This is a genomic window from Bradyrhizobium sp. TM102, assembly GCF_009176685.1.
Classification (GTDB): Bacteria; Pseudomonadota; Alphaproteobacteria; order Rhizobiales; family Xanthobacteraceae; genus Bradyrhizobium; species Bradyrhizobium ottawaense.
Map to the genome: position 1 here is coordinate 2396015 of NZ_AP021855.1, position 14551 is coordinate 2410565.

14 protein-coding genes are annotated in these 14551 nt (G+C 65.2%); 11 read left to right on the top strand and 3 right to left on the bottom strand.

Features of this window, described 5'->3' with window-relative positions:
• Positions 1-21: 21 nt before the first annotated feature.
• The 3 genes from ilvC (at position 22) to GDN70_RS11300 (ending at position 4115) form a co-directional block, all read left to right on the top strand.
• Positions 22-1041 carry a ketol-acid reductoisomerase gene (gene ilvC / locus GDN70_RS11290; protein ID WP_028145443.1) on the top strand — a complete coding sequence of 340 codons (1020 nt, stop codon included), beginning with the start codon at positions 22-24 and terminating at the stop codon, positions 1039-1041.
• A gap of 146 nt (positions 1042-1187) precedes the next feature.
• The gene (locus tag GDN70_RS11295) at positions 1188-2039 is read left to right on the top strand and encodes an SDR family oxidoreductase (protein ID WP_038971204.1); all 852 of its coding nucleotides are present in this window, start codon (positions 1188-1190) and stop codon (positions 2037-2039) included.
• Positions 2040-2402: 363 nt separating this feature from the next.
• Positions 2403-4115, top strand: a complete 1713-nt coding sequence (locus GDN70_RS11300) for a sulfatase-like hydrolase/transferase (RefSeq protein ID WP_028145441.1) — start codon at positions 2403-2405, stop codon at positions 4113-4115.
• A gap of 174 nt (positions 4116-4289) precedes the next feature.
• Here GDN70_RS11300 and GDN70_RS11305 read toward each other — a convergent pair whose 3' ends face one another.
• Entirely contained in the window at positions 4290-5849 is a 1560-nt protein-coding gene (locus GDN70_RS11305; protein WP_038971202.1) for an ABC transporter permease/substrate-binding protein, read from the bottom strand.
• Positions 5846-6628 (bottom strand): ABC transporter ATP-binding protein, encoded by a 783-nt coding sequence (locus GDN70_RS11310; RefSeq protein WP_038971201.1) that lies wholly within the window; start codon positions 6626-6628, stop codon positions 5846-5848. The genes GDN70_RS11305 and GDN70_RS11310 overlap by 4 nt, the downstream gene beginning before the upstream one ends.
• Positions 6629-6762: 134 nt before the next feature.
• On the opposite strand from GDN70_RS11310, the gene GDN70_RS11315 reads away from it, so the two are divergent.
• Positions 6763-7581, top strand: coding sequence for an ABC transporter ATP-binding protein (locus GDN70_RS11315; protein ID WP_028145438.1), 819 nt, complete (start codon positions 6763-6765; stop codon positions 7579-7581).
• On the top strand, positions 7581-8369 hold the full coding sequence (locus GDN70_RS11320) for an ABC transporter permease (protein WP_038947610.1): 789 nt from the start codon (positions 7581-7583) through the stop codon (positions 8367-8369). The genes GDN70_RS11315 and GDN70_RS11320 overlap by 1 nt, the downstream gene beginning before the upstream one ends.
• A gap of 48 nt (positions 8370-8417) precedes the next feature.
• On the opposite strand, the gene GDN70_RS11325 is transcribed toward GDN70_RS11320, so the two are convergent.
• Positions 8418-8867: a cupin domain-containing protein gene (locus GDN70_RS11325; protein WP_028145436.1), complete on the bottom strand. Its 450-nt coding sequence runs from the start codon at positions 8865-8867 to the stop codon at positions 8418-8420.
• Positions 8868-9004: 137 nt separating this feature from the next.
• On the opposite strand from GDN70_RS11325, the gene GDN70_RS11330 reads away from it, so the two are divergent.
• From GDN70_RS11330 to GDN70_RS11355, 6 genes are all read left to right on the top strand, one after another.
• Positions 9005-10030 carry an ABC transporter substrate-binding protein gene (locus tag GDN70_RS11330; protein ID WP_028145435.1) on the top strand — a complete coding sequence of 342 codons (1026 nt, stop codon included), beginning with the start codon at positions 9005-9007 and terminating at the stop codon, positions 10028-10030.
• A 30-nt stretch (positions 10031-10060) separates the two neighbouring features.
• Entirely contained in the window at positions 10061-10765 is a 705-nt protein-coding gene (locus GDN70_RS11335) for an NUDIX hydrolase (RefSeq protein ID WP_028145434.1), read from the top strand.
• A 93-nt stretch (positions 10766-10858) separates the two neighbouring features.
• Positions 10859-12169, top strand: a complete 1311-nt coding sequence (locus GDN70_RS11340) for an ABC transporter substrate-binding protein (protein ID WP_038971200.1) — start codon at positions 10859-10861, stop codon at positions 12167-12169.
• Positions 12170-12184: 15 nt separating this feature from the next.
• Positions 12185-12952, top strand: coding sequence for an ABC transporter ATP-binding protein (locus GDN70_RS11345; protein WP_028145432.1), 768 nt, complete (start codon positions 12185-12187; stop codon positions 12950-12952).
• A gap of 2 nt (positions 12953-12954) precedes the next feature.
• Positions 12955-13659, top strand: a complete 705-nt coding sequence (locus GDN70_RS11350) for an ABC transporter ATP-binding protein (RefSeq protein WP_038971199.1) — start codon at positions 12955-12957, stop codon at positions 13657-13659.
• Between the two features lie 6 nt (positions 13660-13665).
• Positions 13666-14547 carry a branched-chain amino acid ABC transporter permease gene (locus tag GDN70_RS11355; RefSeq protein WP_028145430.1) on the top strand — a complete coding sequence of 294 codons (882 nt, stop codon included), beginning with the start codon at positions 13666-13668 and terminating at the stop codon, positions 14545-14547.
• The last annotated feature ends 4 nt before the right edge of the window (positions 14548-14551 follow it).

Here is a 14551-nt window from a genome sequence, read left to right on the forward strand (position 1 = left end):
ACCTGAACGAGGAAACGACCCATGCGTGTTTATTACGATCGCGACGCCGACCTGAACCTGATCAAGGGCAAGAAGGTCGCCATCGTCGGCTATGGCAGCCAGGGCCACGCCCATGCGCTCAACCTGAAGGATTCCGGCGTCAAGGACGTCGCCATTGCGCTGCGCAAGGACTCGGGCTCGGTCAAGAAGGCGGAAGCCGCCGGCTTCAAGGTGATGGAAGTCGCCGAAGCCGCCAAATGGGCCGACCTCGTCATGATGCTGACCCCGGACGAGCTCCAGGGCGACATCTACCGCGAGCACCTGCACGACAACATGAAGAAGGGCGCCGCCCTGGTGTTCGCGCACGGCCTCAACGTCCACTTCAACCTGCTCGACCCGCGCGCCGATCTCGACGTGCTCATGATCGCGCCGAAGGGCCCCGGCCACACCGTGCGCTCGGAGTATCAGCGCGGCGGCGGCGTGCCCTGCCTGATCGCGATCGCCAAGGACGTCTCGGGCAACGCCCATGACCTCGGCCTGTCCTATGCTTCGGCTGTCGGCGGTGGCCGCGCCGGCATCATCGAGACCACCTTCAAGGAAGAGTGCGAGACCGATCTTTTCGGCGAGCAGGTCGTGCTCTGCGGCGGCCTGGTCGAGCTGATCAAGGGCGGCTACGAGACCCTGGTCGAAGCCGGCTACGCGCCGGAGATGGCCTATTTCGAGTGTCTGCACGAAGTGAAGCTGATCGTCGACCTGATCTATGAAGGCGGCATCGCCAACATGAACTACTCGATCTCCAACACTGCGGAGTATGGCGAGTACGTCACCGGCCCGCGCATCGTCACCGCCGAGACCAAGGCCGAGATGAAGCGCGTTCTCGCCGACATCCAGGGCGGCAAGTTCGCCCGCGACTGGATGCTCGAGAACAAGGTCAACCAGACCTCGTTCAAGGCGACCCGCGCCAAGCTCGCCCAGCACCCGATCGAGGAGGTCGGCGCCAAGCTGCGCGACATGATGCCCTGGATCAAGAAGGGCGCGCTGGTCGACAAGTCGAAGAACTAAGCCGTTGTGCCCCGGACGCAGCGCAGCACTTGGTGTTGCGCTGCTGATCCGGGGCCCAATGCGGCTCCTGGGTCCCGGCTCGGCGCTTGTCCGGGACATGGGTAAGAATCCAAGGCATGATCGCGTGAACTTTAGGGGAGAAGATCATGCGATCTGTCGTCGTCACCGGTGCGTCCACCGGCATCGGCTGGGCCACAGCAAAATTCCTGATTGAGCGCGGCTTTCGCGTGTTCGGCAGCGTCCGCAAGCAGGCCGATGCCGACAGGCTCAAGGCCGAGCTCGGCGCCAATTTCACGCCGCTGCTGTTCGACGTCACCGACGAGGCTGCGGTCCTTGCTGCCGCGCGAACAGTCCGCGAGGCGCTGGACGGCGAGACGCTGGCCGGCCTCGTCAACAATGCCGGCATCGCGGTCGCGGGTCCCGTGCTCGAATTGTCGGCGGATGATTTCCGCCGCCAGATGGACATCAACGTCATCGGCCCCGTGATCGCGACGCAGGCGTTCGGGCCGCTGCTCGGGGCCGACCCGTCGCTGAAGGGGCCGAAGGGGCGGATCGTGATGATCAGCTCGGTCGCGGGCAAGAACGGCAATCCGCTGTCGGCGCCCTACTGCGCCTCCAAGCACGCCGTGGAGGGACTGTCGGAAAGCCTGCGCCGCGAATTGATGCTGTTCGGCATCGACGTCATCATCGTCGCCCCCGGCGCGGTGAAGACGCCGATCTGGAGCAAGGCCGAACAGACAGATCTGTCCGTTTACCAGAACTCGCCCTATCTGCCGGCGTTGAGCAAGGTCATGGCCTTCATGATGGACCTCGGCGCGAAGGGCCTGCCGGCCGAGCGGATCGCCGAGATCGTGTTCGAGGCGCTGATAGCGGTAAGCCCCAAGGTGCGCTACCAGATCACGCCCGACCCGCTGCGCCATCTGATCGGCGCCGTACTGCCGAAACGGACGGTCGATCGCATCATCGCCAAGCGGCTCGGGCTGCTGCCGCAGGGGTGACTGACGCTCAGTTCGCCCCGGCCGCAAGCCGCGCGGCCTCCGGCCCGCGGTCGAAGCCTGACCATGCCCCGGGCGACCTCCGCCGTGTGCTGATGCGCTGCAGCTTGCACCGGAAGAGCAGGTGGCGGCCCAAGACCCGAGGTTGGCCGTCCAGCCTGTCCGGCCTGCGGCCCATCGCCGCCCGCGAAACATTAAGCGAAGGTCGGATCACGGCGCGTTGCCTGTCCTTGACCGTTCAGTTACAGTTTTATGACACGGTGCAGGCTTTCCGGCTGCGCCGGACGCCCTAGCCGCCCTTATCCCGCCTTGGGCCGGCCAGACGGCTAGGTATCATTGCGCCGGACCAGCTGTTGCGTGTCGTCGATGGCGTCCGCGCCCAATCCAGGTCCTTCTGCCGCCACCGCCGTCCTCGCCAGCGTCGCCGCGCTCGGCATCTGGCGGCTGCTCGCGGTTGCCGCGCCGCATCTGGCCGCGCTCGCGCTGATGTACCAGACCGAGACCGATTTCGGCTCGCGCCTCTCCTTCGCGCTGGCCTGGGGCATCCTCAATTTTTTCTGGATCACGCTGCTGCGCCGGCCGGCGCTCTCCGGCGCGCTGTCGCTGACCATGGTCGTGGTGCTGGTGCTGCTGTCACGGCTCAAGCACGACGTCGTCCAGATGACGGTCAACTTCATCGACCTGATGATGATCGACCGCGACACGGTCGCGTTCCTGTTCACGATCTTCCCGAATTTGCGCTGGTCGGTAATCCTGGCCGGCTTCGTCACGCTGCCGCTGATGTATGCGCTGTGGTGGCTCGATCCGTTCCGTATCCGCCGTCTGCCGGCGCTCGCCTGCAAGCTGGCCTGCCTTGCCGCGCTGGTCGGCTATTCGCTCTATCATCCGGACGAAGCCTGGCGCGGCTATTACGACGACGGCTATCTGTCTAAATTCTTCCGCTCCGGCGTCAGCTCGGTCTCCGATTTCGTGCAATACGGCTTCATGGAATCGGCCGCCGCGACCAACGAGCGGCTCAACATGCCGCTGGTCGATTCCTGCCATCCGGCCGGCCGCCGGCCGAACATCATCATGATCCATGATGAATCGAGCTTCGACATCCGCGCCGCCCAGGGCATCAAGGTGCCGCAGGGCTATGGCAGCCACTTCAAATCCTGGGACGGCAGGCAGCGCACGTTCCTGGCCGAGAGCAATGGCGGGCCGAGCTGGTTCACCGAATACAACGTGCTCGCAGGCCTCTCCTCGCGCTCGTTCGGCCGCTTTGCCTATTTCGTGACGCGCATCGCCTCGAACCGCGTCGAGCGCGGCCTGCCGCTGGCGCTGCGCCGTTGCGGCTACGACACGATGTCGCTCTATCCCGCCCATGGCGGCTTCATGGCCGCGCGCAGCTTCCAGATAACGACCGGCATCGAACGCTTCCTCGACGCCAAGGACCTCGGTGCCAAGGACGTCGAGCCCGACGGCTTCTTCTACGACAAGGCGCTCCAGCTGATGGGTCAGCAGCCGCCCAACAAGCCGCTGTTCACCTTCATCTATCTCGGTGCCAATCATTTCCCCTGGGAGACGCGCTTCCGTCCCGACCTGCTGCCGAACTGGCGCGCGCCGGGCAATGTGGCTTCCATCGACGAATATCTGCGCAGGCAGGCGATCAGCGCCGAGCAATACAAGGCGTTCGTCGCGGGCCTGAAGAAGACGTTCCCGGGCGAGCCCTTCCTGATCGTGCGCTATGGCGATCATCAGCCTGAGTTTGCACCGGGTATCCTCGAGCCCGGGCTCGACGAGGGCGCTCTCGGCAAGAAGCTGGACGCCTACGATCCGCGTCTCTACGCGACCTATTATGCGATCGATGCCGTCAATTTCGAGCCGGTCAGAAGCGAGGCCGTGATGGACACGATCGACGGTCCTTATCTGCCGCTGGTGATCCAGGAGGCCGCCGGCATCCCGCTCGATCCGTCCTTCGCCGAGCAGAAGGAGATCATGCTCCGCTGCAAGGGCGTTTTCTACAGCTGCAAGGACGGCGCCGAAGCGCGGCGGCTGAACCGCCTGCTGATCAATGCGGGGATGATCAGGGGGCTGTAGCCGGCTTGCTATGGCCGCAAGCGATACTCTTTGACCGTCCACCCTGAGGTGCTCACCAAGCGGCGTCATATCGTAGGGTGGGCAAAGCGAAGCGTGCCCACCATCCCGTCGTGCGTGTTGAGAGACGGTGGGCACGACGCTTTCGCGCCTTTGCCCACCCTACGAAATCCGGGCCTACCGCCCGCCTACCTTCTCCCATAGCCATTTCGCCACCGCATCGGGCGAGGAATTCGCGTCGTTGCCGCTGGCGCGTAGATTCGCTTCGCGCATGGTGGCGATGTCGATCTTGCCGAGCAGTGGCTTGAGTGCGGCCTGGAGCCGTTCGTCCCCGGCGCGTTTCGGCGCCAGCAGCAGGATGGCGTCGTAGGGCGGTATCGCGTGCCTGGGGTCGTCGAGCGCGACGAGATCGTACTTTGCGATCAACCCGTCGCTGGTGTAGCCGGCGATGACGTCGACCTCGCCGCTCGCAACCGCTGCATACATGAAGTCGGGCTGCATCTGGCGCTGGGCGCGGAATGAGAGGCCATAGGCCTTTTGCAGCGCCGCCCATTCCGGCCGCGAGAAGAACTCGTAGTCGCCGGCAATCGACAGCGTCGATGCGTGTGCGGCGAGATCGGCGATGGTGCGGATATGAAGCGCCTCGGCGCGCTTCTTCGGCAGCACCAGCGCATAGGCATTCTCGAAGCCGAGCTCGCCGAGCAGGGTAATGTTGTCCTTTGCCAGGCTTGTCTTCAAATCCGTCAACAGCTCTGCGCGCGGCTTGATCTCGGTGCGATGCAGCTGGTTGGCCCAGAGCGTGCCGGAATAATCCACATAGAGATCGATGTCGCCGGCCTTCAACGCCCCAAAGATCACGCTGGAGCCGAGGCCCGAGCGCGCCGTCGCGGACTGACCGGCGGCCTGGAGGCGGTCCCTGAGCAGGGCCGACAGCACATATTGCTCGGCGAATGTCTTGGCGCCGACGACGTAGCCCTGCGACGAGCGCCCCATCGTCGGCACCAGTGTTGCGGCGACCAGCGCTGCGATTCCGGCCGCGCCGAGCGCGGTTCGGGCGCGGCCGCGGCGGCGCAGACCGCTCTCGATCAGGCCGAGCAGTTGGTCGACGGCGAGCGCGAGCAGGGCCGAGGCAAAGCAGCCGAACAGCACGAACACCCAGTTCTGGGTTTGAAGCCCGGCGAAGATGTAATTGCCGAGGCTGGTCTGGCCGATCGGCGTCGACAGCGTCGCGGTGCCGATCACCCACACCGCGGCGGTGCGGATGCCCGCCATCATCACCGGCAGCGCCAGCGGCAGCTCGACCATGACCAGCGACTGCCGCGCGGTCATGCCGACGCCCTTGGCGGCCTCGATCAGCGCGGGATCGATACCATTGAGCCCGGTGATGCCGTTGCGCAACACCGGCAGCATCGAATAGAGCGCCAGCGCCAGCATCGCCGGCAGGAAGCCGAACGCCGAGAAGGACACGCCGAACCAGGCCAACGTCACCGAGGCGGCCAGCAGCAGCAGCGGATAGAACAGCGCGAGCAGCGCCAGGCCTGGCACCGTCTGCACGATGCTGGCGATTGCGAGCAGGATGGCTCGCGGCGCCGGGCGGTTGCGCGTCAGCATCGCCAGCGGCAGGCTGACGGCAAGGCCGAGCGCGAGCGCGGCAAGACTCACCCGCACATGATTGCCGAGATAATCGGGCAGATGCGCCAGCGCCTCGCCCCAGCGTGGATCGGCGAGGAAGCTCATGCCGCACCGCTTTGTGGCAGCAGCGCGTTCAGCCGCTCGACCTGGCGCCGCGGCGTACGCAGCAGCTCCAGCACGTAAGCGTCGCTGCTCTTCGAGAGCGCGGCGGGGGTGCCCTGCGCGAGCAGCTGTCCGCTGTGCATCACCGCGATGCGGTCGGCGAGCAGGATCGCCTCCGTCATGTCATGGGTGATCATCACGGTGGTCAGGCCGAGCTTGCGATGCAGCGAACGATAATCCTCGCCGAGGGCATCGCGGGTCAGGGGATCGAGCGCGCCAAACGGCTCGTCCATCAGCACGATGCGGGGCCTCGCCGCCAGTGCCCGCGCCACGCCGACGCGCTGGCGCTGGCCGCCGGAGAGCGCCTCCGGCAGACGGCTGCGATGCGCGTTGCGGTCGAGTTGCACGAGACCCAGCAGCTCGTCGACACGTGCTGCAATATCGGCCGCCGGCTCGCCCAGCAGTTTCGGCGTGATCCCGATATTGTCGGCGACGCTCAAATGCGGAAACAGCCCGCCGCTCTGGAACACGTAGCCGATCCGCCGCCGCAGCGCGACCGGATCGATGCTTTGCGCGTCCTCGCCTTCGATCGTGATGGTGCCGCCATCGGCCTCGATCAGCCGGTTGGCGAGCCGGAGCAGCGTGGTCTTGCCGGAGCCCGAGCCGCCGACGATCGCCACAAACTCGCCCTCGGCGATGTCGAGCGACAGATCGTCCACGGCCTTGAGCGAGCCGAAGCTCTTGGTGACGTGGGCATAGCCAATCATCGGCCTGGACAGCATCGGGCAGGGGCTCACCTTGCTGACCCGCCCACGGAGGGAGGGAATGAGAAGACCCATGCGTAGCACGCTTGGCGCCTTGATTGAACTTGGCCGCGCGAGCGGCTAAGGCATCGGGCCAAGTTCGGAGGGAACATATGTCAACGCCAACGGCAGTGGCGCTGGAAGATGCCAAGGTTGCGTTCCGGCTCGGGGACGGGCGGGTCTATACGGCGGTGGAGAAGGCGCATCTTGCGGTCGCGCAAGGCGAGTTCGTCGCCATTGTCGGGCCCACGGGCTGTGGGAAGTCCACGCTGCTCAACGTCGCGGCCGGGCTGCTGAAGCCGGCCGCGGGCAGCGTCAGGATATTCGACCGGCCACTCGCCGGGCTGAACCGGGATGCCGGCTACCTGTTCCAGGCCGACGCGCTGTTCCCGTGGAAGACCGCGCTCGACAATGTCGCGATCGGGCTGGAGATCAAGGGCACGCCGCGCGCCGAGGCACTGCCGCGCGCGCAGAAATGGCTGACCTCCGTCGGCCTTGGCGCGTTCGCGGGTCGCTATCCGCACATGCTCTCGGGCGGCCAGCGCAAGCGCGTGGCGCTGGCGCAGGTGCTGATCGGCGATCCAAAAATCCTCTTGATGGACGAGCCGTTCGGGCCGCTGGATGCACAGACCCGCCAGGTGATGGGCAATCTGCTGCTCGATCTCTGGAATGCCGACCGCAAGGCCGTGCTGTTCGTCACCCATGATCTCGAAGAGGCGATCGCGCTCGCCGACCGCGTCGTGATCATGTCGGCGGGGCCATCCTCGCGCATCATCGGCGACTGGCGCGTGAGCCTGCCGCGCCCGCGCGACATCTTCGAGGTGCGGCTGGACAAGGAGTTCCACGCGCTCCACCGCGAAATCTGGAGCGTGCTCAAGGACGAGGTGATGAAGGGCTACGCGCAATCCACCCAAGCGGCGGAGGCGGTCTGATGTCGCGTCCGACGCTGTTCGCGCTCCAAGTCCTGGTCGCGGTCGTCTGCATCGTGCTGTGGCAGGTGCTGTCGACCGTCCCCGTGTTCGGCAAGATCCTGCTGCCGCCGTTCTTCTTCTCCAACCCGCTCGACGTGTTCAGCCAGATCGTGAAATGGTTCGCCTCCGGCGTGATCTGGAAGCATCTCGGCATCACGCTGGCGGAATCGATCCTGGCCTTCGTGATCGGATCGGCCGGTGGTGTGCTGGTCGGCTTCTGGTTCGCGCGCCAGCCGCTGGTCGCAGCTGTATTCGACCCCTATGTCAAGATGGTCAACGCGCTGCCCCGCGTGGTGCTGGCGCCGATCTTCGCGCTGTGGCTGGGGCTCGGCATCTGGTCCAAGGTCGCGCTCGGCGTGACCCTGGTGTTCTTCATCGTGTTCTTCAACGTCTATCAGGGCGTCAAGGAGGTCAGCCGCACCGTGCTCGACAATGGCCGCATGCTCGGCATGAGCGAGCGGCAGCTGATGCGGCACGTCTATTGGCCGTCGGCGCTGTCCTGGATGTTCTCCTCGCTGCACACCTCGGTCGGCTTTGCCGTGGTCGGCGCGGTCGTCGGCGAATATCTGGGTTCGGCGGCGGGCCTTGGCTATCTCATTCAGCAGGCCGAGGGCGTGTTCGACGTCGCCGGCGTATTCGCCGGCATGTTCGTGCTGTCGGCCTTCGTCATCCTGATCGACTATGGGGTCACGCTGGTGGAGCGGCGCCTGTTGGTGTGGCGGCCGACCGCATCGGATGGGCGAGGCTAGGCGCGAGGCGGGACCCGCGTATCGGCGCGGGCCCCCGGTCGCGAAGCCTCAATCCAGCAGCTTGGTGTCGTCGGGCGCCTGGGGCGGCGTCTTGATTGCGATCGCCTTGACCTGTCCGCTGATCGGCTTGGTGCCGCCATGCGGCGTGCCCTTCGGAATGATGACGAGGTCGCCCGGCTTCACCGTGACCTCCTTGTCGCCGAGCCAGATCGTGCCGGTGCCATCGAGAATGTACTGGATCTCGTTGGTGTTGGGATGCATGTGCTTGGGCACATTGCCGACCTGGATCGAGATCGTGGCGCCGTCGGCACTCGCGAACATTTTTGAGCGGTAGCCGACATTGTTGGCGGCCCCGAGCGCATCGCCTTCCATCTCTCCGGTGTGGATGATCTGCGCGGTGATGTTCTCGGCGGCGAGCGCCGGCCGGAGCAGCTGGTTCGCGCCGCATCCGGCGGCAAAGGCGGCGGCGATCGACAGCCCGATTGCAAGGCGATTCATGGATGATCTCCCCATCACGAGTTTGTTGTTGTACCCGCATGCTATTGCGCCAAAAGGCCGATGGCCAGTGCCTTAGGCCACGCTTCTCAAGCCCGTCGCGCTGCTCTATGGTGCCGCCGGCCGAACGGAGGAAACCAATGAAGAACACGATTGCCAGGCTCGCCGCGGCACTGCTCGCACTGACGCTCACCACCGGATTTGCCGCGGCGCAAAGCAAGGTCACCATCGCGGTCGGCGGCGGCTCCTGCCTGTGCTATTTGCCGACGGTGCTGGCCAAGCAGCTCGGCGAATACGACAAGGCCGGCCTCGATGTCGAGCTGGTCGACCTCAAGGGCGGCTCGGACGCGCTCAAGGCCGTGCTCGGCGGCAGCGCCGACGTCGTGTCCGGTTATTTCGACCATTGCGTCAATCTGGCTGCCAAGAAGCAGGAGCTCCAGGCTTTCGTGGTCTATGACCGCTATCCCGGCCTCGTGCTCGTGGTGGCGCCCTCGCGCACCAACGATATCAAGTCGGTCAAGGATCTCGCCGGCAAGAAGGTCGGGGTCAGCGCGCCCGGCTCCTCCACCGACTTCTTTCTGAAGTACATGCTCAAGAAGAACGGCATCGATCCGACCAGCGCCGCCGTGATCGGCGTCGGCCTCGGCGCCACCGCGGTCGCCGCGATGGAGCAGGGCCAGATCGACGCGGCCGTGATGCTCGACCCCTCCGTCACCGTGCTCCAGGGCAGCCACAAGGATCTGCGCATCCTGTCCGACACCCGCACGCAGAAGGACACGCTCGAGACCTTCGGTGGCGAATATCCCGGCGGCGCGCTGTACTCGACCGCGGCCTGGGTTGCCAAGCACGAGAAGGAGACCCAGGCGCTCACCAACGCGATCCTCGCCACGCTCGCCTGGATCCATTCGCATTCGCCTGAGGAGATCATGGCGAAGATGCCGGAGGAGACGGTCGGCAAGAACAAGGATCTCTATCTCGCCGCACTGAAGAACACGATCCCGATGTTCTCTGAAACCGGCAAGATGGACCCGAAGGGCGCGGACGCCGTGCTCGCGGTGTTCAGCGTCGGCTCGCCCGAGGTGGCCAACGCCAAGATCGACGTCAGCAAGACCTTCACCAACAGGTACGTCGAGCAGGCCAGGAAGACCACGGGGAACGCCAAATAGCTGACGCGAAGGCGTGATAGTCGCCCCCTCATGACGTCACCGATCATTCATCGCGTCACGACGCTTGCTCTTGCCGTGCGGCCGATCGTCTGGCCGTTCGCCGAAGAGCGTCGCGACGAGATCGCAGCGCATTTCGCCGAGAAGCAGCGCGAACGGCCGAAGATCTGGAACGGCCGCGTCCTGCTCGGGTGCGATCCCGTGTTCACGGACGGCCATTTCGCCTCGACCTATTTCGAGACCGATTTCGCAAGCTTCCTTGCCTGGCGCGACTGGGGCTTTCCCGGCGCGCCCGTGTTCAACGGGTTTGGCATGGGCGCGCTGCGCACGTCCGACGGCGCCTTCCTGATGGGCGAGATGGCGCAGCACACCGCGAACGCGGGGCGCATCTATTTCCCGTCGGGGACGCCCGATCTCGACGATGTCAGGGATGGGACGCTGGACATTCCCGGCAGCGTCGTGCGCGAAATTCAGGAAGAGACCGGCTTGACGGCGGCGGACTATGAGGCCGAGCCGGACTGGTATTGCGTCGTCAGCGGCCCCGCGATTGCGATGATGCAGGTGCTCAACCTCGATATGCCCGGCGACGAGGCTCGCGCCCGGATCGAAGCCAATCTCGCCCGCGAGGACGAGCCTGAATTGTCGGCCATTCATCTCGTGCGCGGGATGGGTGATCTCACGCCGACCATGCCGCGATTTGTCACGGCCTTTATCGAGCAGCAGTTCGCCTCGCGCTGATGCGCGAGGCTTGACATCCCTGCGCTCTGCCCATGTGATGGGGGCAACCAAAAGCAAGACGAATGCAATGCACAATCGTCCAGGGAGGTTTTGATGCGCCTGCGCATGGCTGCCCGATTGGTACGTGGGCTGGTGATCGTGATATCCGCGACGAGCCTGGCGGTGGCCGCCCAGGCTCAGGACAAGAAGATCAAGATCGGCGTCGTTTTTGATTTGACCGGACCTCTGGCCGGCGGCGGTTCCGAACTCGGCTATATCGGCGCAAAGATCATCCTCGACCATTTCGCCAGGACGGGCGTCGAAGGCTACAAGATCGAGGCGGTCTATGCCGATGCGCAGAGCAAGCCCGACATCGCCATCAACGAATCCGTCCGCCTGCTCGAGCAGGAGAAGGTCGACATGGTGCTCGGCTTCTTCTCCTCGGCGCAGTGCGTGCCGGTGGCCGCTCGCGTCGAGCAGCTCAAGAAGTTCATGTGGATGACGACCTGCATCTCGTCCGCCGTGTTCAACGAGAAGGGCTACAAATACGTTTTCCGCCCACAGGCCAGCGGCGACCAGTTCGGCATGATGACGATGGACTTCATCGCGCAGAACGCCAAGGCGAAGTTCGACAAGGAGCCAAAGGACCTGCGCGTCGCCATCATCCACGAGGACGGCGCCTATGGCGTCGACGTCTCGAAGGGCAACGAAGCAGGCGCGAAGAAAGCCGGCTTCAACGTCGTGATGAAGGAGGGCTATTCGGCGACCGCGCCCGATCTCTCCGCGCTGGTGACCAAGCTGAAGCGCGCCAAGCCCGACGTGATCTTCCACACCGGCTACAACCCTGACATCACGCTGCTGCTCCGCCAGGCCCGCGAGCAGGGCCTGAAGTTCGGCGCGCTGATGGGGCATGGCGCGGGTTACGGCGTCTATGAGAAGTTGAAGGAAGGCATGGGGGCGGATGCCACCTACATCTTCAACACCGACCCGATCTCGATCTGGCTCGCCAACCAGAAGACCATGGATCCGAAGCTTCCGCCCGTGATCAAGATGGTCGGCGAGGAGTTCGACAAGATCAGGCCCGGGGTTGCCATCCGCTCCGCCCATGTCGGCATCGGCGCGTCCAATACTTACGTGTTCATGGCCGACGTGCTGCCGCGCGCGATCAAGAAGTACGGCGGCGTCGATCCCGAGGCGCTGCGCAAGGCGGCGCTCGACACCGACATCCCCGAAGGCGGCACCATGCTCGGCTTCGGCGTGAAGTTCTACGGCGAGGGCAGCCCCATGGCCGGGCAGAACGAGCGCTCGTTCCCCGTCGTGATCCAGTACATCGACGACAAATCCTCCGTGGTGTGGCCGAAGAGCCAGGCGCAGCGCGAAGCCGTGCTGCCGCTGCCGAAAGGCACCACCTACAGCAACCAATAGCGGCGGAGTGCTCTGGTGCTGGAGGTCAGTGGGCTGGTGAAGCGGTTCGGCGGCTTCACCGCCGTCAACAACGTGTCGTTTCGGGTTGATCAGGGCGAGATCCTCGGCCTGATCGGCCCCAACGGTTCGGGCAAGAGCACGATCTTCAACATGCTCTCCGGCACGCTGGCGCCGACATCGGGCTCGATCGTGTTCGGCGGCTCCGAGATCGCGGGCCTCGCCCCGCACCGGATCATCAACAGCGGCGTCGGCCGCACCTTCCAGATTCCGCGGCCGTTCCGCCGCCTGACCATCTTCGAGAACGTCGCGCTCGCCGGCTTTTACGGCCAGGGCCGCCACAGCCGCGTCAAGGCCGAGGAAGCGGCCGAACGGTCACTCGCGATGGTCGGCCTGCCGACCGATCGCCATGCCAGCGTCGACGGTCTCGGCGCAGCGGGGTTGAAGAAGCTCGAGCTTGCGAAAGCGCTCGCCACGGCGCCGAAGCTGCTGCTGGCCGACGAGAGCCTCGGCGGTCTCGACGAAACCGAGATGGATCAGGCCGCCGACATGTTGCGCAACATCCGCGACGAGCTCGGCATCACCATCATCTGGGTCGAGCACATCATGGGCGTGCTGATGCGCGTCGTCGATCGCGTCATGGTGCTCGATCACGGCGAGAAGATCTCGGAAGGCTTGCCGAGCGCGGTCGCGGGCGACCCGCGCGTCATCGAGGTCTATCTCGGCACCGATGCCGAGACCACGCAGGCCGCGGCCGCCGAAGCGCGCCGCCGCGCGGGAGGCTAGGCATGCTGGAGCTCCGCGCCGTCAATGCCGGCTATGGCACGTTCCAGGCGCTGTTCGATGTCAATCTCGACGTGAAGGCCGGCGAAGCCGTCGGCGTCATCGGCCCCAATGGCGCCGGCAAGACCACTCTGATGCGTGTCATCTCCGGCCTGATCCGGCCCTCGCGCGGGTCGATCCGGATGGAGGGGACCGACGTCGTGGCAACGCCGCCGCACAAGATCGTCAGCCTCGGGATTGCGCATGTGCCGGAGAACCGGCGACTGTTTCCGCAGCTCTCGGTCGACGACAATCTCAAGATGGGGGCCTTCATGAAGGAGGCGCGCAGCCACTATGCCGATCGGCTCGAAGTGGTGTTCGGCCTGTTTCCGCGCCTGAAGGAACGGCGCCACCAGATGGCGGGCACCATGTCCGGCGGCGAGCAGCAGATGTGCGCGATCGGCCGCGCGCTGATGTCCAATCCAAAGCTGCTGCTGCTCGACGAGCCCTCGGCGGGGTTGGCGCCGGTCGTGGTGCAGCAGGTGTTCGAGCTGGTGAAGCGGATCCGCGCCAGCGGGCTGACCGTGCTGATCGTGGAGCAGAACGTGCAGCAGGTGCTGAAAGTGGTCGATCGCGCCTATCTGATCGAGGCGGGCACCATCCGGGCATCCGGCACGTCCGCCGAGATGCTGGCGAGCGACACGGTCAAGGAAGCGTATCTCGGGGTGTGAGGGGGCATGCAGGCATTCTTGGACATCTTCGACATCTACCTGCTGGAGGCCGTGATCAACGGCATCCTGCTCGGCGGCGTGCTGGCGCTGCTCGCGCTCGGGCTGAACCTGATCTTCGGCGTCATCGACGTGACCTGGATCTGCTATGCCGAGCTGGTGATGATCGGCATGTACGCCATGTATTTCATGGTGCAGTATTACGGCGTCAGCTATTTCGTCGCCGCCCCCTTCACCATCCTGCTGGTCGCGATCCTCGGCGCGGCGCTGCATTACCTCGTGATCGCGCCGCTGCTGACCGCGCCGCCGATCAACCAGCTGCTTGCCACCGGCGGCGTGCTGTTCGTGCTGCAGAGCTTTGCCACGGTCGCCTTCGGCATCGACTTCCGCAATCTCGGCATCCGCCTGCCGGTGCTCGCCCTCGGCGACATGAACTTTAGTTACGCGCGACTCCTGTCATTTTTGGCGGCGCTGGTCGGCATGGTCGCGGTCTATCTGTTCATGACCCGCACCTTCACCGGCACCGCGATCCGCGCCATCTCCCAGGACCGGCAGATCATGGCGCTGATGGGCGTCGACACCAAGCGGATCTATCTCATCACCTCTGCAATCGGCGGCGGGTTGGCCGGGCTCGCCGCCTGCCTCCTGGTGCTGCAATATGACGTGCATCCCTTCGTCGGCCTCTCCTTCGGGCCGATCACCTTTCTGATCTGCGTGCTCGGTGGACTCGGCAATTTCATCGGCGGCTTCATCGCAGCCTTCGTGTTCGCCGAGATCATCTCGCTCGGCGGCCTGTTCTCCGATCTGGAATGGGGCTATGTGCTCGCCTTCGCCTTCTTCATCGTCATGATGTTCATCCGGCCCGCGGGCCTGCTCGCGAGGCGCCGATGATGGG

Excerpts from the sequence above, each read along its gene's own strand:
- ilvC (WP_028145443.1), top strand. The coding sequence starts at position 22 with ATGCGTGTTTATTACGATCGCGACGCCGACCTGAACCTGATCAAGGGC.
- GDN70_RS11295 (WP_038971204.1), top strand. The coding sequence starts at position 1,188 with ATGCGATCTGTCGTCGTCACCGGTGCGTCCACCGGCATCGGCTGGGCC.
- GDN70_RS11300 (WP_028145441.1), top strand. The coding sequence starts at position 2,403 with ATGGCGTCCGCGCCCAATCCAGGTCCTTCTGCCGCCACCGCCGTCCTC.
- GDN70_RS11305 (WP_038971202.1), bottom strand. The coding sequence starts at position 5,849 with ATGAGCTTCCTCGCCGATCCACGCTGGGGCGAGGCGCTGGCGCATCTG.
- GDN70_RS11310 (WP_038971201.1), bottom strand. The coding sequence starts at position 6,628 with ATGCTGTCCAGGCCGATGATTGGCTATGCCCACGTCACCAAGAGCTTC.
- GDN70_RS11315 (WP_028145438.1), top strand. The coding sequence starts at position 6,763 with ATGTCAACGCCAACGGCAGTGGCGCTGGAAGATGCCAAGGTTGCGTTC.
- GDN70_RS11320 (WP_038947610.1), top strand. The coding sequence starts at position 7,581 with ATGTCGCGTCCGACGCTGTTCGCGCTCCAAGTCCTGGTCGCGGTCGTC.
- GDN70_RS11325 (WP_028145436.1), bottom strand. The coding sequence starts at position 8,867 with ATGAATCGCCTTGCAATCGGGCTGTCGATCGCCGCCGCCTTTGCCGCC.
- GDN70_RS11330 (WP_028145435.1), top strand. The coding sequence starts at position 9,005 with ATGAAGAACACGATTGCCAGGCTCGCCGCGGCACTGCTCGCACTGACG.
- GDN70_RS11335 (WP_028145434.1), top strand. The coding sequence starts at position 10,061 with ATGACGTCACCGATCATTCATCGCGTCACGACGCTTGCTCTTGCCGTG.
- GDN70_RS11340 (WP_038971200.1), top strand. The coding sequence starts at position 10,859 with ATGCGCCTGCGCATGGCTGCCCGATTGGTACGTGGGCTGGTGATCGTG.
- GDN70_RS11350 (WP_038971199.1), top strand. The coding sequence starts at position 12,955 with ATGCTGGAGCTCCGCGCCGTCAATGCCGGCTATGGCACGTTCCAGGCG.
- GDN70_RS11355 (WP_028145430.1), top strand. The coding sequence starts at position 13,666 with ATGCAGGCATTCTTGGACATCTTCGACATCTACCTGCTGGAGGCCGTG.